Source organism: Pseudomonas sp. IT-P260, assembly GCF_949768395.1.
GTDB classification, from domain to species: domain Bacteria; phylum Pseudomonadota; class Gammaproteobacteria; order Pseudomonadales; family Pseudomonadaceae; genus Aquipseudomonas; species Aquipseudomonas parakoreensis.
On record NZ_CATKPO010000007.1, the window covers coordinates 1 to 20,921 of the forward strand.

The window sequence follows — 20,921 nt, forward strand, 5'->3', positions numbered from 1 at the left end:
CCTACAAGGGGAGGGGTAGGCCGGTTACTCGCTGACGTCAGGAATCTTGCGCGGTGCCATGAAGTACATCCAGGTCAGCGCAATGAAGTACATCGCCGGGATCAGCGTGAACAGCACCGTGTAGTTGTTGTTGGTGACGGTCAGGATGTGGCCGACGATCTGGGTCATGAACATTCCGCCAATCGCTGCGCACATGCCGCCGAAACCGAACACCGTGCTCATCATGTGCTTGGGCGTGTAGTCCATCACCAGGCTCCAGATGTTCGCGGTCCAGGCCTGATGCGCGCCGATCGCCAGGGAGATTGCCGCGACGGCGACCCACAGGTTGCTCGAACCGGCGGCCATGATCACGCCGATGATGCAGCAGGCGAACAGGAACATCGACAGCAGCCGCGCCTTGATCGAGTTCATGCCGCGACCGATCAGGAACGAAGACAGAATGCCGCCACCGACGCTGCCGAAGTCGGCTGTCACGTAGATGATGATCAGCGGAATACCCATCTGAGTGACGTTGATGCCCAGGTTGTATTGCTGGTTGAGAAACGGCGGCAACCAATACAGGTAGAACCAGAACACCGGCGCCGTCAGCGAATAGGCGAGGGCGAACGCCCAGGTGCCGCGCATGCGCAGGATGCGTGAGAACGGGACGCGGGCCTGTTGCGGTTCGACTTCTTTCTGGATGTATTCCAGCTCCGACTGTTTGACGCTCGGATGGTCTTCCGGGTTGAAGTATTTCAAGCCCCAGAACAGCAGCCAGATCCCGCCCAGTGCCGACATGCACAGGAACGCTGCCTGCCAGCCCCAGACGTGGAGAATCAGCGGCAGCAGCATCGGCGTGAACATGGCGCCGACGTTGGTCCCGGCGTTGAAGATACCGGTGGCCACCGCGCGTTCACCGGCCGGGAACCACAGGCGCGTGGTTTTCACGCAGGCCGGGTAGTTGGCCGCTTCGGTCAGGCCGAGGATAAACCGGCAGACCATGAAGCCGACGGCCGACGTCGCCAGACCGTGGGCACCGGTGGCCAGGCTCCAGAGCAGCACCGCACAGAAGAACACGCGCTTCACGCCGACCCGGTCGATCAGGCGTCCCTGCAGGACGAAGCCGATCGCGTAGCCGACCTGAAACCAGAAGTTGATGTTGGCGTAATCCATCGCCGTCCAGCTCATTTCTTTGGCAAGAATGGGCTGCATGACGCCGAGGGCTGCGCGGTCGATGTAGTTCAGGGTCGTGGCGAAAAACACCAGCGCCAGCATGCCCCAACGGGTCTTGCCGACAGCCATGGCGCCGCGGATCTTGTCGCCGATGCCACCCGTGGCAGTGCTCATGGCCGGAGCCATGCGGGAAGTCTGTGAAGGAATCATTGTTCCACCCGTTTTTGAATTTGTTATGTGGTGTTGTTTGCACGCACTGCGACCGAAGGTTCATTTCCGGACTCAATGTGAAGTCGATGGTGGGCAGTGGACGAAAAATCGTCAATTCGCCGAAACGCCATAGTGTTCGATAATCGCACGCAAAACTAACCGGCTGGTACACTTTAAATTGCTGCTGAAGACGATGCAGCCAATAATTTCCTCACGATAAAAAACGTACCTCTGCAGGCGCTGCCGAAGGCCGCGATCTTTGTTTGTGAAGATCAAAAGATCGCAGCCTTCGGCAGCTCCTACAGAGGCGCGTGACAAGACGATCCCCATCGGGAGTAGCAACATGCAGCGTTCCATTGCCACCGTTTCCCTGAGCGGCACCCTGCCGGAAAAGCTCGAAGCCATTGCCGCCGCCGGGTTCGACGGCGTCGAGATTTTCGAGAACGATCTTCTGTATTACGACGGCAGTCCGCGGGAAATCAGGCAGATGTGCGCTGACCTGGGGATCGCCATCACCCTGTTCCAGCCATTCCGCGATTTTGAAGGCTGCCGCCGAGATCGGCTGGCGCGCAATCTGGAGCGGGCCGAGCGCAAGTTCGATTTGATGCAGGAGCTGGGCACCGACCTGGTGCTGGTCTGCAGCAACGCCTCGGCAGACAGCGTCGGCGACCGGCAGATTCTGGTCGATGACCTGCGCTTGCTGGCCGAACGGGCCGGCGCGCGCGGGTTGCGCATCGGCTATGAAGCGCTGGCCTGGGGCCGGCACGTCAATACGTATCAACAGGTCTGGGACATCGTCCGCCAGGCCGATCACCCGGCCCTCGGCGTGCTGCTCGACAGCTTTCACACCTTGTCGTTGAAAGGCGATCCAAGCGCGATTGCCGACATTCCCGGCGACAAGATCTTCTTCGTGCAAATGGCCGACGCGCCGATCCTCGCCATGGATGTTCTGGAGTGGAGCCGGCATTTCCGTTGCTTCCCCGGGCAGGGCGAATTCGATCTGCCGGGCTTCCTCGCACCGATCATCCAAAGCGGTTACACCGGCCCGTTGTCGCTGGAAATTTTCAACGACGGCTTCCGCGCCGCGCCACCTCGAGCGAATGCCGCCGATGGTCTGCGTTCGCTGTTGTACCTGGAAGAGAAGACCCGTCAGCGGCTGGAGCAGCAACCAACGCCGGTGGCCAACCGCGAGATCCTCTTCGAAACGCCGCCGGCCAGCGAGTACAACGGCATTGAGTTTCTTGAATTCGCTGTCGACGAAAGCCTCGGCGCCAAACTGAGCAACTGGCTGGAGCGCCTGGGCTTCGTCAAGGCCGGGCAGCATCGCTCCAAGAGCGTGAGCCTGCTGCGTCAGGGCGATATCAACCTGATCCTCAACGCCGAACCGTATTCGTTCGGCCACAGTTTCTTTGAGGCGCACGGCCCGTCGCTGTGCGCCACCGCCGTGCGGGTCAAGGACAGCGCCAGCGCCCTGGCCCGCGCCGTCGCCTACAAGGGCCAGCCCTATCGCGGCCTGGTCGGCCCCAACGAACTGGAACTGGCCGCGGTGCGTGCACCGGACGGCAGCCTGATTTATCTGGTGGACGAAGCGGCGGATGTCTATGGCACCGACTTCAATCTGCTGCCGAACGCTCAGGCCCGTGGCGGCCTCAAGCGCATCGACCACATGGCCATGGCGTTGCCGGCCGACAGCCTCGACAGTTGGGTGCTGTTCTACAAGAGCCTGCTGGATTTCGAGGCCGACGATGAAGTGGTGCTGCCTGATCCGTACGGGCTGGTGAAGAGCCGCGCGTTGCGCAGCCGCGACAGTTCGATCCGCTTGCCGCTGAATATCTCGGAGAACCGCAATACCGCGATCTCTCACGCATTGTCGAGTTATCGCGGTTCCGGTGTGCATCACATCGCCTTCGATTGTGACGACATCTTCGCTGAAGTCAGCCGCGCCAAAGAGGCTGGCGTGCCGTTGCTGGATATCCCGCTCAACTATTACGACGACCTCGCTGCGCGCTTCGATTTCGACGATGAATTCCTCAGCGAACTGGCGTACTACAACGTGCTCTACGACCGCGATGCCCAGGGCGGTGAGCTGTTCCACGTTTATACCGAGCCGTTCGAGGGACGCTTCTTCTTCGAGATCATCCAGCGTAAAAACGGCTATGCCGGTTATGGTGCGGCGAACGTCGCGGTACGTCTGGCGGCGATGGCCAAATCACGCAGCGGCGCGGTGCGCCAGGCGAAGTTGTAGGAATTTCGTAAACGCGGGATTAAACACGGGCCGCGTGGCTTCCTTCACTGTGCAGCGCGGCCCATAATCGCCCACCTGTGCAGTGATGGCCGTGAGCCCGCAATGACAATGACTTCAGAACTCCCCGCCGCCTCCGTCGTATCCGGCATCGAGCCGCGCAAGAGTCGCAAGAACAACCCGGAAAAGACCCGCGAGAACATCCTGCAGGAGGCGATCGTCGAGTTCGTCCAGCAGGGTTTGTCCGGTGCCCGCGTTGACGCAATCGCCGAGCGTATCCATACCTCCAAACGCATGATCTATTACTACTTCGGCAGTAAGGAGCAGTTGTACGTCGAGGTGCTGGAGAAGCTTTACGGCGATATCCGCAGCACCGAAAACCGCCTGCACCTGGCCGAGTTGCCGCCAGTGGTGGCGATCCGCCGACTGGTGGAGTTCACCTTTGACCACCACGACCGCAACGTCGATTTTGTGCGCATCGTCTGTATCGAAAACATCCACAACGCCGAATTCGTGAAGCGTTCGGACGCGATCAAGGCGATGAACAATACGATCCTCGATTCGCTGGGCGAGATTTTGCGCCGCGGTGCCGAGGAGGGCGTCTTCCGCGCCGGACTCGACGCGCTGGATGTGCACCTGTTGATCAGTTCGTTCTGCTTCTACCGCGTCTCGAACCGCCACACCTTCGGTGAGATCTTTCAGATCGATCTGCCGGACGAAAGCATCAAGCAGCGTCATCGCGAGATGATCTGCGAATCGGTGTTGCGCTACTTGCAGCCGTGACACTGTTCCTGTGGGAGCGAGCCTGCTCGCGAAAGCATACTGTCAGTCGATGCATCTGTTAGCTGACACACCGCTTTCGCGAGCAGGCTCGCTCCCACAACGGCGGTCGTTCAGCCGTTCATGCTTTGAAAATGCGCCAGCATGCGCTGCGCATCCGGCACCACGCCGCTGAACAGCTCAAACGCCTTCACCGCTTGAAACACCGCCATGTTGCCGCCGTCCAGCGTGCGGCAGCCCAAGGCGCGGGCGTTGCGCAGCAGTTCGGTTTCCAGCGGGAAGTACACGATCTCCGCGACCCACAACTCCTTGCGCAGCAACTCCACCGGCACGGGCATGCCCGGCAGTTTGGCCATGCCCATCGGCGTGGTGTTCACCAGACCATCGGCCTGATTCAGCGTACCCGGCAGATCGCGCCCGGCCACCGCGCGACCTGAGCCGAAATGCTGGTTGAGGTTGTTCGCCAGACTCTCGGCGCGCTCGCGATCGACGTCGAAAATACTCAGTTGCTGCACGCCTTCGCTCAACAGCGCATGGGCCACCGCCGCGCCTGCGCCACCGGCACCCATCTGCACGACACGCTCACGGGCGACATCTTGCAAGCCGCGACGAAAACCTTCGGCAAAACCCAGGCAGTCGGTGTTGTGGCCGATGCGTTTGCCGTCCTTGAGCACCACGGTGTTGACCGCGCCGATGCCGCGGGCTTCCGGCGACAGTTCGTCGAGCAGCGGGATGATCGCCTGCTTGCACGGGAAGGTGATGTTCAGGCCGGTGTAGTTCATCCGTTCGGCGGCTTGCAGCAAGTCGGGCAGGGCATTGCTGTCGAGTTGCAACTGATCGAGGTCGATCAGCCGATACAGATAGCGCAAGCCTTGGGCATCGCCTTCGTGTTCATGCAGGGCTGGCGTGCGCGAGGCTTGAATGCCCGCGCCGATCAGGCCAGCCAGTATTACCGGTTTACGGGTCATGCTGCGCGCCCCTTCAGTCGCTGACTGAAATGCTCCAGGGCCAGGCGATAGCCATGGCTGCCGAAGCCGCACATCACCGCCGTGGCGATGGCCGAGACGAACGAGTGATGGCGGAATGGCTCGCGGGCATGCACGTTGGACAGATGCACTTCGATCACTGGCAACTCACTGGCGACCAAGGCGTCGCGGATCGCCACCGAGGTGTGCGTCCAGGCTGCCGGGTTGATCACGATCCCGGCGCAACGGCCGCGTGCCGCGTGAATCCAGTCGAGCAGTTCGCCTTCGTGATTGGTCTGGCGAAACTCCACGGCCAGGCCGAATTCTTCGGCGGCGCGCCCGCACAGAGCAGAAATATCAGCCAGGGTTTCGTGACCGTAGGTTGCCGGTTCACGGGTGCCGAGCAGGTTCAGGTTCGGGCCGTTGAGCACCAGAACGATAGGGGGCATGGGGGCAAACTCCACTTATTGTTTTTGGCTTGGGCTGAGGGTTTCAGCCTGTGGAGGTAAAATGTACCAGATGGTTACCATGGTCAATTGAACGGCGTTGCCTCCGACGTTTTATGTTCGGTGATCGCACAGATCAAGAAACTGCACCCACAAAAAAGCCGTCAATCACGACGGCTTTCTCGTATCCGGCATTCGCCATCAACGCCGGGTCAGCAACACCCCGGACTCCATGTGATGTGTCCATGGGAACTGGTCGAACATCGCGCAGCGGGTGATGCGGTGCGTGTCGTGCAGTTGGGCGATGTTGGCCGCGAGGGTTTCCGGGTTGCAGGAGATGTACAGGATGTTGTCGAAGCGCCGGGTCAGTTCGCAGGTGTCCGGGTCCATGCCGGCGCGCGGCGGGTCGACGAACACACTGCCGAACTCGTAGCTCTTCAGGTCGATGCCCTGCAGGCGACGGAACGGGCGCACTTCGTTGAGTGCTTCGGTCAGCTCTTCGGCGGACAGACGTACCAGCGTGACGTTATCCACAGCGTTTTCGCTGAGGTTGCTCAGTGCGGCGTTGACCGAGGTCTTGCTGATCTCGGTGGCCAGCACGTTGCGCACGCGGGTGGCGAGCGGCAGGGTGAAGTTGCCGTTGCCGCAGTACAGCTCCAGCAGATCGTCAGGACGATCGCCCAGTGCTTCGTAGGCCCAGTTGAGCATTTTCTGGTTCACCGTGCCGTTGGGCTGGGTGAACGCGCCTTCCGGCTGACGGTAGCTGAAGGTGCGACCGCCGACGTCGAGTTTCTCCACCACGTAATCGTGGCCGATCACTTCGCGCTTGCCCTTGGAACGCCCGATGACGCTGACGTTGAGATCAGCCGCCAACTTCGACGCGGCCGCATGCCAGTGCTCGTCCAGTGGACGGTGATAGCACAGGGTAATCATTGCATCGCCGGCCAGGGTGGTGAGGAATTCCACCTGGAACAGCTTGTGGCTCAGCGCCGCGCTGGCTTGCCACGCGGCCTTGAGCTGCGGCATCAACTGGTTGATGCGCAGGCTGGCAATCGGGAACTCTTCGATCAGGATCGGCGTGCGTTTGTCGTCCTGGGAGAACATCGCGTAGTGCCGCTCACCGGCCTCGCGCCACAGGCGAAATTCCGCGCGCAGGCGGAAGTTCTGCAGCGGCGAGTCGAACACGGTCGGCTCTGGCGCATCGAACGGGGCCAGCAGGTCACGCAAACGCGTGACCTTGTCTTCGAGCTGAGTGGCGTAGGCCTGGGAATCGAATGTCATGCGTTGAACCAACCCAACTTGATCACGAACAGAATCGACAGAATCACCAGCGCCGGGTTCAGCTCACGGGCGCGGCCCGACAGCAGCTTGATCACGGTCCAGGCGATGAAACCGAAGGCGATGCCGTTGGCGATCGAGTAAGTGAACGGCATCGCCAGCGCGGTGACCACGACTGGTGCGGCAACGGTGATGTCTTCCCAGTCTATTTCCGCCAGGCCCGAGGTCATCAGCACCGCGACGAACAGCAGCGCCGGAGCGGTGGCGAACGCCGGAACGCTGGCCGCCAGTGGCGAGAAGAACAGCGCCAGCAGGAACAGGATCGCCACAACAATGGCTGTCAGACCGGTACGGCCGCCTGCACTCACGCCCGCAGCGGATTCGATGTAGCTGGTGGTGGTCGAAGTACCCAGCAGCGAGCCGGCCATCGCCGCGGTGCTGTCGGCGATCAGTGCACGACCCATTTTCGGCATGTGGCCGTCCTTGCCCATCAGGCCGGCGCGCTTGGCGACGCCGATCAGGGTGCCGGAGTTGTCGAACAGGTCGACGAACAGGAAGGCGAAGATCACGCTGACCAGACCGATGTCCAGGGCGCCCTTGATATCCAGTTGCATGAAGGTCGGGGCCAGAGAAGGTGGCATCGAGGTCACGCCGCCGAACGGGGTGAAGCCCATGGCGATGGAAATGATGGTCACCGCCAGAATGCCGATCAGTACCGCGCCGCGCACTTTCAGCGCTTCGAGGGCGACGATCAGGGCGAAGCCGAGGGTGGCGAGAATCGGCGCCGGGGCTTTCAGGTCACCGAGGCCGACCATGGTCGCCGGGTTGCTGACCACGATGCCCGCGTTGTGCAGGGCGATCAGCGCCAGGAACAGGCCGATACCGGCGGCAATCGCCGAGCGCAGCGGCAGCGGGATGCTGTTGATGATCCATTCGCGGATGCGGAAGATCGACAGCAGGAAGAAGCACACCGCCGAGATGAACACCGCGCCCAGCGCCACTTGCCAGGTGTGGCCCATGTGCAGGACCACGGTATAAGTGAAGAAGGCGTTCAGGCCCATGCCCGGGGCGAGGGCGATCGGGTAGTTGGCGATCAGGCCCATGATGGTCGAGCCGATGGCGGCTGCCAGACAGGTGGCGACGAACACCGCGCCCTTGTCCATGCCGGTCTCGCCGAGGATGCTCGGGTTGACGAACAGAATGTAGGCCATGGCCAGGAAAGTCGTGACGCCCGCCAGAATCTCGGTCCGCACGTTGGTGTTGTGTGCCTTGAGTTGAAACAGCCTTTCCAGCATGTCTGCTCCCCGTGGCGCGCGTGGCGCCGTGAATGTATCGACCTCAACAGCAAAGCACAGACCGTCGCAAGCGCCTGGGAATTTGTGGTGGGCCGGAAAAAGCCGCGCATCATACCAGCAGCGTGAGGAATATGGCGGTTGTTGGTGCCGAACGTCGTCGAAGTTTTGTAGCAGGGTTATCTGCGCCATACTGCGCGCTGAATTTTTCGGGGAAACGCGATCACATGGGCAAGCGCTGGATGCAGGCTTTCGGGTTAATGGCAGGGCTGATGGCCGGGCCGACGGCGGTGCTGGCAGCCTCGGCGCCACCGTTGACCGAAGTGAAAGTGATCAAGGTCCAGTCGCCGGCCTGTGGCCTGGAAGATATTGGCGATAACCAGCCGCAAACCCAGTGCAATCACAGCGGCCCGAGCATCAAGGTGTATGTCCTGGAAATCGGCTATGGCCAGAACCAGCCGCACGCCACGCTGGACGGTTTTGAAGTGAATGGCACCCGCGCCCCGGTGTGCGCTTTCGATACCGGCAATCTGACCGAATGCACCCCCGGCAGCAAAACGGTCGGCTCGCTGTATACCTTCGATCTGGCGGGCAAGCAGGAAGGCACGTTCAGCTTCAGCAACACCTCGATCAACGCGCCACGCAATACGATGTCGACCCAGCTTTACATCAAGTAACGGCTGTCAGCAAACAGGCAGGGCAAAGCTGACTACGCTTTAAAGATCACTCAGCGGATAGCGCCCATGACCTTTAGAGCCCTGATTACCCTCGCCGAGGGCATCGATGATCTGCACAGCGTGACCCTGATCGACGTGCTGCGCCGCGCCGGCATTGAAGTGGTGGCGGCCAGCATCGAAGGCCGGCGCATGCTGACCTGCGCACGCGGTACGCGCCTGACGGCGGACGGCATGCTGGTCGATGTGCTGGCGCAGACGTTTGACCTGATCGTCCTGCCCGGCGGGGCTGTCGGTTCTCAACATCTGGCGGCGCATCAGCCGCTGCAACAATTGCTCAAGGATCAGGCCAGCGCCGGCCGCCTGTTCGCCGCCATCGGCGAAGCCCCGGCCATTGCCCTGCAAGCCTCAGGCGTATTACGCCAACGGCGCATGACCTGCCTGCCGAGTGCCAGTCATCAATTGTCGGGCTGTACGTTTGTTGATCAACCGGTGGTGGTCGACGGCAATTGCATCACCGCCCAGGGCTCCGGCGCCGCACTGGACTTTGCCCTGATGTTGGTGGAGCAGCTTGGTGGCAAGGCATTGCGGGCGAAAGTGGCGGGGGAGATGTAGGTGTGATGGCTTTAGGCGTGGGCAGCGATAGGCGTAATGGCTGGTTGCTCCCGATGCTCTGCTTGCCACAGATCGTAATCGGTTTGAACGCCTAGCCACACACGCGCCTTGCCAATACCTGCTCGCTCCAGCCTTACTGCCAGATCCGGGCTGATCGGTGCATGGCCGTGCAATACGCGGGAAAGATGAGGGCGGGCGAAGCCCAGATGTCGGGCCAATTCACTCACGCTGATACCTAACTCTGGCAAGACATCCATGAGCAGCGTTTCACCGGGGTGTGGCGGGTTGTGCATGGGCATGAGCCTGCCTCCTGTCAGTGGTAGTCCAGATAATCGACCCATTCGATGTCCGAACCGACAAAACGAAAGATAACCCGCCAGTTGCCTGAAACACTGAGCGACCAATATTCGGACAGTTCACCCTTCAGTGGATGCAGGCGCCAACCCGGCAGATCAAGGTCTGCGGGAAGTGCTGCGCGATCCATGAACTGCAGCATACGCGCCAGCCGTTTTGCGTGATCGGCGCGAATTCCGCGGGTCGAACCTGTTTCATAGAAACCACGAAGGCCTTTGTGCTGAAAGGATTTGATCATGGCGGCGAGTGTAAGGCGATACATTACACTTTGTGCGGTAACTATGTACCGCACCTTTTCGATCAATTTGTGCTTGGCGTGTTGATTAGGCTGATGTGCCTCAGACCTTCGCCTCTTCCACCGGCACATGCATCCGGTCGCGTTTGGCCAGGGTCGGGAACAGTTTGATCCACGTCCCGGTGACCACCAGTGTGCCGATCCCGCCCATCACCACGGCTGGGACGGTGCCGAACCAGTGTGCGGTGAGGCCGGATTCGAATTCGCCCAGCTGATTCGAGGCGCCGATGAACAGGCCGTTCACCGCGCTGACCCGGCCGCGCATTTCGTCCGGGGTTTCCAGTTGCACGAAGGAGGCGCGGATCACCATGCTGATCATGTCCGCCGCGCCGAGCACCACCAGCACCGCCAGTGAGAACCAGAACGAGGTCGACAGGCCGAAGGCGATGGTCGCCACGCCGAAGACGCCGACGGCGGTGAACATCACGCGCCCGACATTGCGCTCGACGGCGAATCGCGCCAGAAACAGCGACATCCCCAGCGCGCCGACCGCCGGCGCCGAACGCAGCAGGCCCAGGCCCCACGGCCCGGTGAGCAGAATGTCCTTGGCGAACACCGGCAGCAACGCAGTGGCGCCGCCGAGCAGCACGGCGAACAGGTCCAGCGAGATCGCCCCGAGAATGTCCGGACGGCTGCGAATGAAACGGATGCCCGCCAGCAACGAGTCGAGCGTGGCTTTGCCTTTGTTCAGAGGCGTCTGTCGCGCGGGCAGGTTGAGCATCAAAGTGCAGGCGATGACGTAAAGCAACACCGTCGGGCCGTAGACCCAGACACTGCCAAACGCGTAAAGCAGGCCGCCCAGTGCCGGGGCGACGATGGTGGCTGACTGTTGCGCCGATTGCGCGGCGGCGACGGCGCGCGGGAACAATGCCGTGGGCACGATACTTGGCAGCAGCGCCTGGGTCGTCGGCATCTCGAAGGAGCGCGCGGCACCGAGCAGAAAGGCGAGGATGAAGATCAGTTCCCGGGTGACGTGATCGGTGGCGCTGCCAATGGCCAGGGTCAGCGCGATCAACGCCTGCAATGACTGGCAGATCGCCGCGACCCGGCGCCGGTCATAGCGGTCGGCGACGTGACCGGTGTGCAGCATGAACAGCACCCGTGGCGCGAATTCCACCAGACCGACCAGGCCCAGGTCGAGCACGTTGCCGGTCAACTGATACAGATTCCAGCCGATCGCCACCGTGAGCATCTGAAAGCCACTGGCGGTGAAGATCCGGGCGAACCAGAACGCGAGAAATGGACGATGGTGACGTAACAGCAGGGGCTCTTGGCTGGGCATCTGAAGGACGGTCTGGCTCGGGGCGGAACGGTGAGGTTATCACCAGTCTGTAACAGGAAGTTGCCATGGCGAAAAATTTAGTTAGCCAGACATCTATCTCCGTTCTGGATGCCGATCCCCCTGTGGCGAGGGGATTCATCCCCGATCGACTGCGTAGCAGTCGTGAAAACTGCCGACACGACCAAAAGGCAGTGTGTATCGGAGGGGGGCTGCTTCGCCGCCCATCGGGGATGAATCCCCTCGCTACAGGTCGTGCCGTTCTGGGAATGTATTTCAGAGCGTTGCCCAAGCGCTGAGGCAACTTGTCACGCGGCAAACGACCACGCCGTTCTTCGTCGGAAATGGGACTACTCTTTTAACGTTGCTTGATCCAGATCAAGACCCTCCCGGGCCATGTTCTGGTGGCCCGTTGGCCAGACTCCCTGCGTTGCGATGGCTGTTAAAAAAGAACGAATCAGAATTCGCCGCACTCCATATCCGTGGGGGCAGTAGGCAGGGGCCACAAGCCCCAATGCCGGTATTACCTGACAGAGGAAGACTTATGTTCGGTTTAGAGGCACTCGATCTCGCCCGAATTCAGTTCGCGTTCACCATCTCGTTCCACATCCTGTTCCCGGCCATCACCATTGGCCTGGCGAGTTACCTGGCGGTGCTTGAAGGGTTGTGGTTGAAAACCCATAACGACACTTACCGGGATCTTTACCACTTCTGGTCGAAGATATTTGCCGTGAACTTCGGCATGGGTGTGGTCTCCGGCCTGGTCATGGCCTACCAGTTCGGCACCAACTGGAGCCGTTTCTCGGACTTCGCCGGTTCCGTCACCGGACCGTTGCTGACCTACGAGGTGCTCACGGCATTCTTTCTCGAGGCCGGTTTCCTCGGGGTGATGCTGTTCGGCTGGAACAAGGTCGGACGCAAACTGCACTTCTTCTCCACGGTGATGGTGGCGATCGGCACGCTGATCTCGACGTTCTGGATTCTCGCGTCCAACAGTTGGATGCAGACGCCGCAAGGCTTCGAGATCGTCAACGGTCAAGTGATCCCGACCGACTGGCTGGCGATCGTCTTCAACCCGTCGTTCCCATATCGCCTGATGCACATGGCGACGGCGGCGTTCGTCGCCACGGCGTTCTTCGTCGGCTCGTCAGCGGCCTGGCACTTGCTGCGCGGCAGGGACAACCCGGCGATCCGCACCATGCTGTCGATGGCGATGTGGATGGCGCTGATCGTCGCGCCGATCCAGGCGGTCATCGGTGACTTCCACGGCCTCAATACCCTCGAGCATCAGCCGGCGAAAATCGCCGCGATCGAAGGCCATTGGGAAAACAAAGGCAACGAAGCGACGCCGTTGATCCTGTTCGGCTGGCCGGACATGAAAGAAGAGAAAACCAAATTCGCCGTAGAGATCCCGTACCTCGGCAGCCTGATCCTGACCCACTCGCTGGATAAGCAGGTGCCGGCGCTCAAGGAGTTCCCGCCTGAAGACCGGCCGAACTCGACCATCGTGTTCTGGTCGTTCCGGGTCATGGTCGGCCTCGGTTTCCTGATGATCTTTACCGGTCTGTGGAGCCTGTGGCTGCGCAAGCGCGACACGCTCTACACCTCACGCCCGTTCCTGTATCTGGCGTTGTGGATGGGGCCGTCCGGCCTGATCGCGATCCTCGCCGGCTGGTTCACCACCGAGATCGGTCGTCAGCCGTGGGTGGTCTACGGGCTGATGCGCACGGCGGATGCGTCCTCCAACCACAGCTTCATGCAGATGAGCATCACTCTGATCATGTTTGTCGTGGTGTATTTCGCGCTGTTCGGTGCAGGGCTCGGTTACATGATGCGCCTGGTGCGCAAAGGGCCGAAAACCGACGAAGGCAAGGAGACCAACGAAGGGGGTCCCGGCCAGAAACGCACCCCGGCGCGTCCGCTGTCCGCCGCCGATGACGAAGGCGCCGACGCTGACTCGCCGCGCAGCCTGGAAAAGGAGATTTGACTCATGGGTATTGATCTTCCGCTGATCTGGGCCGTGATCATCATCTTCGGCATCATGATGTACGTGGTCATGGACGGTTTCGACCTGGGGATCGGGATTCTCTTCCCGTTCATTCCCGGCAAGACCGACCGTGACGTGATGATGAACACCGTCGCCCCGGTGTGGGACGGCAATGAAACCTGGCTGGTATTGGGCGGCGCGGCGTTGTTTGGCGCGTTCCCGCTGGCCTATTCGGTGGTGCTGTCGGCGCTGTACCTGCCGCTGATTTTCATGCTGATCGGGCTGATTTTCCGCGGCGTGGCATTCGAGTTCCGCTTCAAGGCCAAGGACGACAAACGTCACCTGTGGGACAAGGCGTTCATCGGCGGTTCGGTGGCGGCGACGTTCTTCCAGGGCGTGGCACTTGGGGCGTTCATCGACGGCTTGCCGGTGGTCAATCGGCAATACGCCGGCGGTTCACTGGACTGGCTGACACCGTTCACTCTGTTCTGCGGCGCCGCGCTGGTGGTGGCCTATGCCTTGCTCGGTTGTACCTGGTTGATCATGAAGACCGAAGGCAAGTTGCAGGAGCAGATGCACAACCTGGCGCGGCCGCTGGCGTTCGTGCTGCTGGCCGTAATCGGTATCGTCAGCCTGTGGACGCCGCTGGCGCATCCGGAAATCGCCACTCGCTGGTTCAGCATGCCGAATCTGTTCTGGTTCATGCCGGTGCCGATTCTGGTGCTGGTCACCTTGTACGGGCTGATCCGCGCGGTGGCACGCAACGCCAACTACATGCCGTTCCTGCTGACCCTGGTGCTGATTTTTCTCGGTTACAGCGGTCTGGGCATCAGCCTGTGGCCGAACATCGTGCCGCCGTCGATCTCGATCTGGGACGCCGCCGCACCGCCGCAAAGCCAGGGCTTCATGCTGGTCGGTACGCTGTTCATCATCCCGTTCATCCTGGGTTACACCTTCTGGAGCTACTACGTGTTCCGCGGCAAGGTCACCCATGAAGACGGTTACCACTAGACTGCCGCCCCGCACACCTGTGGGAGCGAACCTGCTCGCGATGGCGTCCCTGGCGACGCCATCGCCTGATGGAGGAACGATGCAATGAACGGCAAACATTCCCTGCACGAGATTGAAGAAGCCGAAAAAAAGCCGCTGTGGCAGCGGCTCGGCTGGTTGGCCCTGATCTGGATCGGTAGCGTCGGCGCGCTGTTCATTGCCGCCAGTCTGATGCGCCTGTTCATGAGCGCGGCCGGCCTGACCACACACTGAGACATCCCGTCCCGTTGCCCTTGGGCACGGTTTTATGACCCTCTGTACCGCGGAGGGTTTTTTTTGCCTGATGCTTTACTTGCGGGCTTTGAGAATCACGAATTTCGGCGTGGCCGCCACTTGCTCAACGCCACGGAACAGTCGCGCCAGCTTGCTGTGATAGCCCAGGTGGCGGTTGCCGACGATGTACAGAGCACCGCCCACCACCAGCGCCTCACGGGCCTGCTGGAACATGCGCCAGGCGAGGAAATCGCCGACCACTTGCTGTTGATGGAACGGCGGATTGCACAACACCACGTCCAGCGATTGCGGCTCCTGCCCGGCCAGACCATCGCCGGCGCGCACGATCACTTCGCGCTCGCCGAGCGCGGCGCGCCAGTTTTCCGCAGCCGATTGCACGGCCATGAACGATTCGTCGACCAGCGTGTAGTGTGCGTCAGGGTTGTGCAGAGCACTGGCAATGGCCAGTACGCCGTTACCGCAGCCAAGGTCGGCGACCCGGGCGCTGCCGAGGTTTTTGGGCAGGTGCGGGAGAAAGGCCCGGGTGCCGATATCCAGACCTTCACGGCAGAACACGTTGGCGTGGTTGAGCAACTCGATGGCCGGCTCGTCGAGCTGGTAGCGCGACGGGTAGGGCGAGGTCGCCGGGGCTTTGGCCTCGGGTGTCGCGATCAGCAGGCGAGCCTTTTTTACTGCCAGTGAAGCGTGTACCGGGCCAATGTAACGCTCCAGCAGATCACCGGCGGCGCGCGGCAAGTGTTTGACCATGGCCGCTGCCACCACTTCGGCGCCGGGGGCCAGTTGCCCTTGCAGACGGATCAGTTGCTCTTCCAGCAGTGCGAGCGTCTTGGGGACGCGGATCAACACCTTGTCGAACGGCCCGGTCAACGGCTCACTCGCCGCAACGCCGCGCACCGCATCGAATGGCAGTCCGTTGCGTACCAGATTCTTTTCCAGACCCTGGAACGCGAGAAACGAATCGCCGCTGCTGCTGACCTGAACCTTGCCCGCCAGACTCGCTGCCAAGGCCCCGAAGCTGTCATTGAGTACCAATACCCGAGTGTCTGCCGCCGGTTGTTGCGCGGCCAGATGATTGAGCAGGTACTCGTCAGCCGCATCGAAGGCTTGCAGAGGTTCATTCTGCTGCTCGGGCTGGCGGATCAGGTCGAGTTGGGCAAAGGGCGTGTCGAGCAAAGGCATGGGGCGGGGACTCTGGATAATCAACGGGTGGCCCGCGGCCAAGGGAATGTGCGGCGGAACCGTCCGAGTGCAATACGACGTCACTGCTCACGTCATCACTCGGGAAGGCCTCAAATGGTACGTTTTTTTCTGTCGAAATACCCGTGGCTTTTAGGCGGAGGGGGCGTCGAGAAGGCCACAGCGGCTGGCGGCGATGACGGCGGAGATTTTGTTGCAGACGTTCAGTTTGATAATCACGTTTTGCACGTGGTAATTCACGGTTCGTTCGCTCAGGCAGAGGATCCTGGCGATTTCATAGGCTGTTTTGCCAAGCGCCGAGAGCTTCAGCACTTCCAGTTCCCGCGGTGAAAGGTGCGGTTGTTGGGGTTTTTTCGGGGCTGTGGGCAGGGTTCTGGCAAACAGATCACTCAGATGACTGGTCGCGTAAAACATGTAGCCAAAATGCTCGTACAACTCGAGCGGGCTCAGAGGACCATTTTTCCTGACAAGGCTGAGCGTGCTGCACAGCCCGCTGGCTTCATGGTGAAACGACTGGGACCAGCCGTGGCGCAATCCATGTTCCTGTTGCGCGTCCCACAACTGTGGAGTCGGCGCAAACAACTTTTCGGTCCAGACAATCGGCAGCATTGACTGGTTGCAGTGTATGACTATCGGGTCAACTTTGCTGTAGCTTTTCTGTTCATAGAGATTATTCCATTCTTTGGGATAGTTATTGATTTGCAAGGCTTTAAAGTCAGCGGTCCGATTGTTTGATGTCAAAGAGATGGCACAAAAGTTGAAGCCTATGTTTTGAGCGAATCTCAGCAGGATCGGATAAGCGGTCTCTATTTCTCTTGCGAAAGTCAGTTGCTTTAATTGCGACTCCTTCCACATTTCCATCACAAACTCTCCGTGAGTCGTTTTACGCGCAGGGCTGTTTGGATCCAATGAATCCATCACGCAACCGAGTGTAGGACATGTCCTACAGTTGGCGTTGAACTTTTTTGCTCTTTGCAGAGAAGTTTGATTGCAAGAAGGTTATTAGTCCGGAGTAGAGCTTTGTATTCAAGGTGTCATTCAATTTCAGATTGAGATATAAAAATTTCTCCATTGGTTGTATCTGAGTTTGTTTCTCATTGGCTTCGCTAGCTAAATGAAAAGGCATTACAAAAACAGTGGTGTTTACAGTGTCAGTTTGCGCGAAACTGTCTGGGTTCTTTACAGTGGAGTGGCCCATGACTGTCAGTGCAGAAAAGTTTACTGCCCAGACCTTGCTCGATGTGCAGCCCTTGACCCCCAGCCTGTTCACCTTGCGCACCACGCGCGATACGGGTTTCAGGTTCCGTGCAGGACAATTCGCCCGCCTGGGCGTGACCAAGGCGGATGGCAGCACGGTGTGGCGTGCCTACTCGATGGTTTCTTCACCCTTCGACGAGTTTCTCGAGTTCTTCTCTATCGTGGTGCCGGGTGGCGAATTCACCAGTGAACTGAGCCGGTTGCAGGTCGGCGATACCGTGCTGGTGGAGCGCCAGGCCTTTGGTTACCTGACGCTGGATCGTTTTGTCGACGGCCGGGATCTGTGGTTGTTATCCACAGGGACCGGCGTGGCGCCGTTTCTGTCGATCCTGCAGGACTTCGAAGTGTGGGAGCGTTTCGAGCGAATTATTCTGGTGTACAGCGTGCGCGAGGCAAGGGAGCTGGCCTATCAATCATTGATCGCTGAGCTTTCCACACGTGATTACCTGGAAGAGCATGCCCATAAATTACGGTTCATCCCCACGGTTACCCGCGAACGCTGGCCTGGCGCCTTGCACGGTCGCATTACCACGTTGATCGAAAGCGGCGAACTGGAACGTGAGGCCGGCGTGGAACTGACCCCCGAGCACTCGCGCGTCATGCTGTGCGGCAATCCGCAGATGATCGATGACACCCGGGCGTTGTTGAAGAAACGCCACATGAGCCTGAGCCTGGCGCGGCGGCCCGGTCAGGTGGCGGTGGAAAATTACTGGTAAAAAAAACGGCGCCATCAGGCGCCGTTTTCATTCATGAAGCCGTCAAGGCCGATTGTTCTGCGCCTTGAGCAGATCGCGGATCTCGCCGAGCAACTCTTCTTCTTTGGTTGGAACCGGCGGCAGGGAAGGGGCCACGGCTTCTTCGCGTTTCAGGCGGTTGATGGCTTTCACACCCATGAAGATCGCAAAGGCGACGATCACGAAGTCCAGAATGCTCTGAATGAATTTACCGTAAGCCAGTACCACGGCTGGGGCGTTGCCCTCGGCGGCTTTCAGCGTGATGGCCAGATCACTGAAGTCCACCCCACCGATCAACAGGCCGATTGGCGGCATGATCACGTCGCCGACAAACGACGAAACGATTTTGCCGAAGGCTGCACCGATGATGATACCGACGGCCATGTCGACCACATTGCCTTTGACCGCGAAGGCCTTGAACTCACTTAGCACGCCCATAGGTTATTTCCTTGTTACAGATGAGGTTGGTGTACGCAGTGTAAATCAGCAAAACGCGTCCTGCGCGAAACACCTTCTTACAATGCCCGTTTTTATCGACACATGAATCAACGATTAGTTTGCAAAGTGCCACTAATCGCGCGCGAATTACGCCGTAATTCGCTGATCACAAAGCCATTTTTTTCAATCGTCGAGTTACGAACTTTCTATTTATGTTCACCGCCATAGCCCTCTAGCCTCTGGTTTGCGCACCTGGATGCGCCCAAAAAAACCAGAGGAACCTGATATGAACTCCACTCTTGGACTGGGGGCTTTTCCCCATCGCCGTACTTTCGGCGTGCTGGCCGCCAGCTTGCTGACCTTCTCCGTGCACGCTGCACCCCTGACCCGTGATAACGGTGCCGCGGTCGGCGACAACCAGAATTCGCAGACCGCCGGTGCCACCGGCCCGGTGTTGCTGCAGGATGTGCAACTGATCCAGAAGCTCCAGCGTTTTGACCGTGAGCGCATTCCCGAGCGCGTGGTGCATGCCCGCGGCACCGGGGCTCACGGGATCTTCACCGTGACCAACGACCTCAGCGATTTGAGCAAGGCCAAAGTATTCGCCGCTGGCCAGGTCACACCGGTGTTCGTGCGTTTCTCCGCCGTGGTGCATGGCAACCACTCCCCGGAAACCCTGCGTGATCCACGGGGTTTTGCCACCAAGTTCTACACCGCCGATGGCAACTGGGACCTGGTGGGCAACAACTTTCCGACCTTCTTCATCCGCGACGCGATCAAGTTCCCGGACATGGTTCACGCCTTCAAGCCCGATCCACGTACCAACCTGGACGACGACTCGCGTCGTTTCGACTTCTTCTCCCACGTCCCGGAAGCCACTCGCACGCTGACCGAGCTGTATTCCAATTCGGGTACTCCAGCCAGTTATCGGGAGATGGACGGTAATGGCGTGCATGCCTACAAGTTGGTGAACGTCAAAGGCGAAGTGCACTATGTGAAGTTCCACTGGAAAAGTTTGCAGGGCATCAAAAACCTGACACCTGAACAAGTCGAGAAAGTTCAGGGCAAGGATTACAGTCATATGACTAATGATCTGGTCAGCCATATTAACAAGGGCGATTTCCCGAAATGGGACTTGTACATCCAAGTGCTAAATCCGCAAGATTTGTCCAAGTTTGATTTCGATCCATTGGACGCTACCAAGATCTGGCCAAATGTTCCTGAGCGAAAAGTTGGACAAATGGTGTTGAACCGTAATCCGGCCAACGTGTTCCAGGAAACCGAACAAGTTGCGATGGCCCCGGCCAATGTTGTGCCGGGTATCGAACCTTCAGAAGATCGTCTATTGCAAGGCCGAGTGTTTTCTTATGCCGATACGCAAATGTATCGTCTGGGAGCCAATGCTCTGCAGTTGCCGATCAACGCGCCCAAAGTTGCCGTCAACAATGGCAATCAGGACGGTGCGATGAACTTCGCAGCCACGCAGTCTGGCGTGAACTATCAGCCAAGCCGCCTGCAACCGCGTGAAGAGCCGCAAAGCGCGCGTTACAGCCAGCTGGCGCTGTCCGGCAGCACCCAGCAGGCGAAGATTCAGCGTGAGCAGAACTTCAAGCAGGCCGGTGATCTGTACCGCTCGTTCAGCCAGCAGGAACGTCAGGACCTGATTGCCAGCTTCGGCGGCTCGTTGGCCACCACCGATGACGAGAGCAAGCACATCATCCTGTCCTTCCTTTATAAGGCCGATCCGGAATACGGCACTGGCGTGACCAAAGTGGCCAAGGGTGACCTGAGCCGGGTCAAGGCGCTGGCAGCGAAACTGGTCGACTGATCTCGACGCCATGCAACGCGGGGCCTGATGCAGGCCCCGTTCTGCTCAAGGAGAAGGTTGATGCGATTTTGTCTGTTATTGCTGCTCGGTTGCCTGTCATGCACAGCGCTGGCCGAACAGAGCCCCGAGGCGATCAAGGCCCAGTTGCAGGATTACTATTTTGATGCCGCCCGGCGTGGTGATGTGCCGATGCTCGAGACCTTCATCGAGTCCGGTTATTCCCTCGATACCCGCGACAGCAAGGGCTACACCGCACTGATTCTGGCGGCGTATCACGGCCAGGGGGCGGCAGTTGAGCGATTGCTGGCGGCGGGTGCTGATGCCTGTGCGCAGGATAAACGCGGCAATACGGCGCTGATGGGCGCGATTTTCAAAGGCGAGATGCAGATTGCTCGAAGGCTGATGGCCACCGATTGCAGCCCCGATCAACGCAACGGCGCCGGCCAGACTGCGGCGATGTACGCCGGGTTGTTCAAGCGCATCGAACTGCTCGACGCGCTCAAGGCCAAGGGCGCCGACCTCAATGCCGAGGATCCGCTGGGCAATAGCGCCGCGCGTCTGGCCAACGGCGAAATCCGCACCGCCGTGCCGCGCTGAGCGGTGGCTGCGTTATC

22 protein-coding genes are annotated in these 20,921 nt (G+C 59.9%); 10 read left to right on the plus strand and 12 right to left on the minus strand.

Features of this window, described 5'->3' with window-relative positions; all coding sequences use genetic code 11:
- Window positions 1-24 precede the first annotated feature (24 nt).
- Both ACM6HV_RS05110 and ACM6HV_RS05115 read right to left on the minus strand, forming a co-directional pair.
- Entirely contained in the window at window positions 25-1,362 is a 1,338-nt protein-coding gene (locus tag ACM6HV_RS05110) for an MFS transporter (protein WP_414903689.1), read from the minus strand.
- 111 nt (window positions 1,363-1,473) lie between these two features.
- Window positions 1,474-1,707, minus strand: coding sequence for a hypothetical protein (locus ACM6HV_RS05115; RefSeq protein ID WP_414903690.1), 234 nt, complete (start codon window positions 1,705-1,707; stop codon window positions 1,474-1,476).
- On the opposite strand from ACM6HV_RS05115, the gene quiC reads away from it, so the two are divergent.
- Window positions 1,706-3,607 carry a 3-dehydroshikimate dehydratase QuiC gene (quiC, locus tag ACM6HV_RS05120; RefSeq protein ID WP_041065181.1) on the plus strand — a complete coding sequence of 634 codons (1,902 nt, stop codon included), beginning with the start codon at window positions 1,706-1,708 and terminating at the stop codon, window positions 3,605-3,607. The genes ACM6HV_RS05115 and quiC overlap by 2 nt on opposite strands.
- Window positions 3,608-3,709: 102 nt before the next feature.
- The gene (locus tag ACM6HV_RS05125; RefSeq protein WP_041065184.1) at window positions 3,710-4,387 is read left to right on the plus strand and encodes a TetR family transcriptional regulator; all 678 of its coding nucleotides are present in this window, start codon (window positions 3,710-3,712) and stop codon (window positions 4,385-4,387) included.
- Between the two features lie 110 nt (window positions 4,388-4,497).
- Here ACM6HV_RS05125 and ACM6HV_RS05130 read toward each other — a convergent pair whose 3' ends face one another.
- The 4 genes from ACM6HV_RS05130 to ACM6HV_RS05145 all read right to left on the minus strand — a co-directional run bounded on the left by ACM6HV_RS05130 (window position 4,498) and on the right by ACM6HV_RS05145 (window position 8,368).
- Window positions 4,498-5,352, minus strand: coding sequence for a shikimate dehydrogenase (locus ACM6HV_RS05130; RefSeq protein WP_145598309.1), 855 nt, complete (start codon window positions 5,350-5,352; stop codon window positions 4,498-4,500).
- Window positions 5,349-5,798, minus strand: a complete 450-nt coding sequence (aroQ, locus tag ACM6HV_RS05135; protein WP_025108744.1) for a type II 3-dehydroquinate dehydratase — start codon at window positions 5,796-5,798, stop codon at window positions 5,349-5,351. Before aroQ ends, ACM6HV_RS05130 begins: the two co-directional genes overlap by 4 nt.
- Before the next feature lie 198 nt (window positions 5,799-5,996).
- A complete protein-coding gene (gene trmA / locus ACM6HV_RS05140; RefSeq protein WP_414903691.1) occupies window positions 5,997-7,076 on the minus strand; it encodes a tRNA (uridine(54)-C5)-methyltransferase TrmA in 1,080 nt (359 codons plus the stop codon).
- On the minus strand, window positions 7,073-8,368 hold the full coding sequence (locus ACM6HV_RS05145; protein ID WP_047296708.1) for an NCS2 family permease: 1,296 nt from the start codon (window positions 8,366-8,368) through the stop codon (window positions 7,073-7,075). Before ACM6HV_RS05145 ends, trmA begins: the two co-directional genes overlap by 4 nt.
- Before the next feature lie 224 nt (window positions 8,369-8,592).
- On the opposite strand from ACM6HV_RS05145, the gene ACM6HV_RS05150 reads away from it, so the two are divergent.
- Both ACM6HV_RS05150 and ACM6HV_RS05155 read left to right on the plus strand, forming a co-directional pair.
- Window positions 8,593-9,042, plus strand: a complete 450-nt coding sequence (locus tag ACM6HV_RS05150; RefSeq protein WP_041065194.1) for a DUF4879 domain-containing protein — start codon at window positions 8,593-8,595, stop codon at window positions 9,040-9,042.
- 66 nt (window positions 9,043-9,108) lie between these two features.
- Window positions 9,109-9,654, plus strand: a complete 546-nt coding sequence (locus ACM6HV_RS05155) for a DJ-1 family glyoxalase III (protein ID WP_414903692.1) — start codon at window positions 9,109-9,111, stop codon at window positions 9,652-9,654.
- 11 nt (window positions 9,655-9,665) lie between these two features.
- Here ACM6HV_RS05155 and ACM6HV_RS05160 read toward each other — a convergent pair whose 3' ends face one another.
- The 3 genes from ACM6HV_RS05160 to ACM6HV_RS05170 form a co-directional block, all read right to left on the minus strand.
- Window positions 9,666-9,953: a HigA family addiction module antitoxin gene (locus tag ACM6HV_RS05160; RefSeq protein ID WP_108183866.1), complete on the minus strand. Its 288-nt coding sequence runs from the start codon at window positions 9,951-9,953 to the stop codon at window positions 9,666-9,668.
- A 14-nt stretch (window positions 9,954-9,967) separates the two neighbouring features.
- The gene (locus tag ACM6HV_RS05165; RefSeq protein WP_121187832.1) at window positions 9,968-10,246 is read right to left on the minus strand and encodes a type II toxin-antitoxin system RelE/ParE family toxin; all 279 of its coding nucleotides are present in this window, start codon (window positions 10,244-10,246) and stop codon (window positions 9,968-9,970) included.
- A 100-nt stretch (window positions 10,247-10,346) separates the two neighbouring features.
- Entirely contained in the window at window positions 10,347-11,585 is a 1,239-nt protein-coding gene (locus ACM6HV_RS05170) for an MFS transporter (protein ID WP_145598305.1), read from the minus strand.
- 541 nt (window positions 11,586-12,126) lie between these two features.
- On the opposite strand from ACM6HV_RS05170, the gene ACM6HV_RS05175 reads away from it, so the two are divergent.
- The 3 genes from ACM6HV_RS05175 to ACM6HV_RS05185 all read left to right on the plus strand — a co-directional run bounded on the left by ACM6HV_RS05175 (window position 12,127) and on the right by ACM6HV_RS05185 (window position 14,832).
- Window positions 12,127-13,569: a cytochrome ubiquinol oxidase subunit I gene (locus ACM6HV_RS05175; RefSeq protein WP_041065206.1), complete on the plus strand. Its 1,443-nt coding sequence runs from the start codon at window positions 12,127-12,129 to the stop codon at window positions 13,567-13,569.
- A 3-nt stretch (window positions 13,570-13,572) separates the two neighbouring features.
- Window positions 13,573-14,580, plus strand: a complete 1,008-nt coding sequence (gene cydB / locus ACM6HV_RS05180) for a cytochrome d ubiquinol oxidase subunit II (protein ID WP_007963753.1) — start codon at window positions 13,573-13,575, stop codon at window positions 14,578-14,580.
- Between the two features lie 84 nt (window positions 14,581-14,664).
- Window positions 14,665-14,832: a DUF2474 domain-containing protein gene (locus ACM6HV_RS05185; RefSeq protein WP_080963309.1), complete on the plus strand. Its 168-nt coding sequence runs from the start codon at window positions 14,665-14,667 to the stop codon at window positions 14,830-14,832.
- 75 nt (window positions 14,833-14,907) lie between these two features.
- On the opposite strand, the gene ACM6HV_RS05190 is transcribed toward ACM6HV_RS05185, so the two are convergent.
- Both ACM6HV_RS05190 and ACM6HV_RS05195 read right to left on the minus strand, forming a co-directional pair.
- A complete protein-coding gene (locus ACM6HV_RS05190) occupies window positions 14,908-16,032 on the minus strand; it encodes a methyltransferase (RefSeq protein ID WP_198758316.1) in 1,125 nt (374 codons plus the stop codon).
- 150 nt (window positions 16,033-16,182) lie between these two features.
- Window positions 16,183-16,911, minus strand: a complete 729-nt coding sequence (locus tag ACM6HV_RS05195; protein ID WP_414903693.1) for a helix-turn-helix transcriptional regulator — start codon at window positions 16,909-16,911, stop codon at window positions 16,183-16,185.
- A 335-nt stretch (window positions 16,912-17,246) separates the two neighbouring features.
- On the opposite strand from ACM6HV_RS05195, the gene ACM6HV_RS05200 reads away from it, so the two are divergent.
- On the plus strand, window positions 17,247-18,023 hold the full coding sequence (locus ACM6HV_RS05200) for a ferredoxin--NADP reductase (protein ID WP_414903694.1): 777 nt from the start codon (window positions 17,247-17,249) through the stop codon (window positions 18,021-18,023).
- 42 nt (window positions 18,024-18,065) lie between these two features.
- Here the strand turns inward: ACM6HV_RS05200 and mscL are convergent, their stop codons facing one another.
- Window positions 18,066-18,479: a large-conductance mechanosensitive channel protein MscL gene (gene mscL / locus ACM6HV_RS05205; protein ID WP_007963760.1), complete on the minus strand. Its 414-nt coding sequence runs from the start codon at window positions 18,477-18,479 to the stop codon at window positions 18,066-18,068.
- A gap of 286 nt (window positions 18,480-18,765) precedes the next feature.
- Here mscL and katB point away from each other — a divergent pair, with 286 nt between their 5' ends.
- Together katB and ACM6HV_RS05215 are read left to right on the plus strand one after the other, a co-directional pair.
- Window positions 18,766-20,307 (plus strand): catalase KatB, encoded by a 1,542-nt coding sequence (katB, locus tag ACM6HV_RS05210; protein WP_414903695.1) that lies wholly within the window; start codon window positions 18,766-18,768, stop codon window positions 20,305-20,307.
- 60 nt (window positions 20,308-20,367) lie between these two features.
- Window positions 20,368-20,904, plus strand: coding sequence for an ankyrin repeat domain-containing protein (locus ACM6HV_RS05215; RefSeq protein WP_414903696.1), 537 nt, complete (start codon window positions 20,368-20,370; stop codon window positions 20,902-20,904).
- Window positions 20,905-20,921 lie beyond the last annotated feature (17 nt).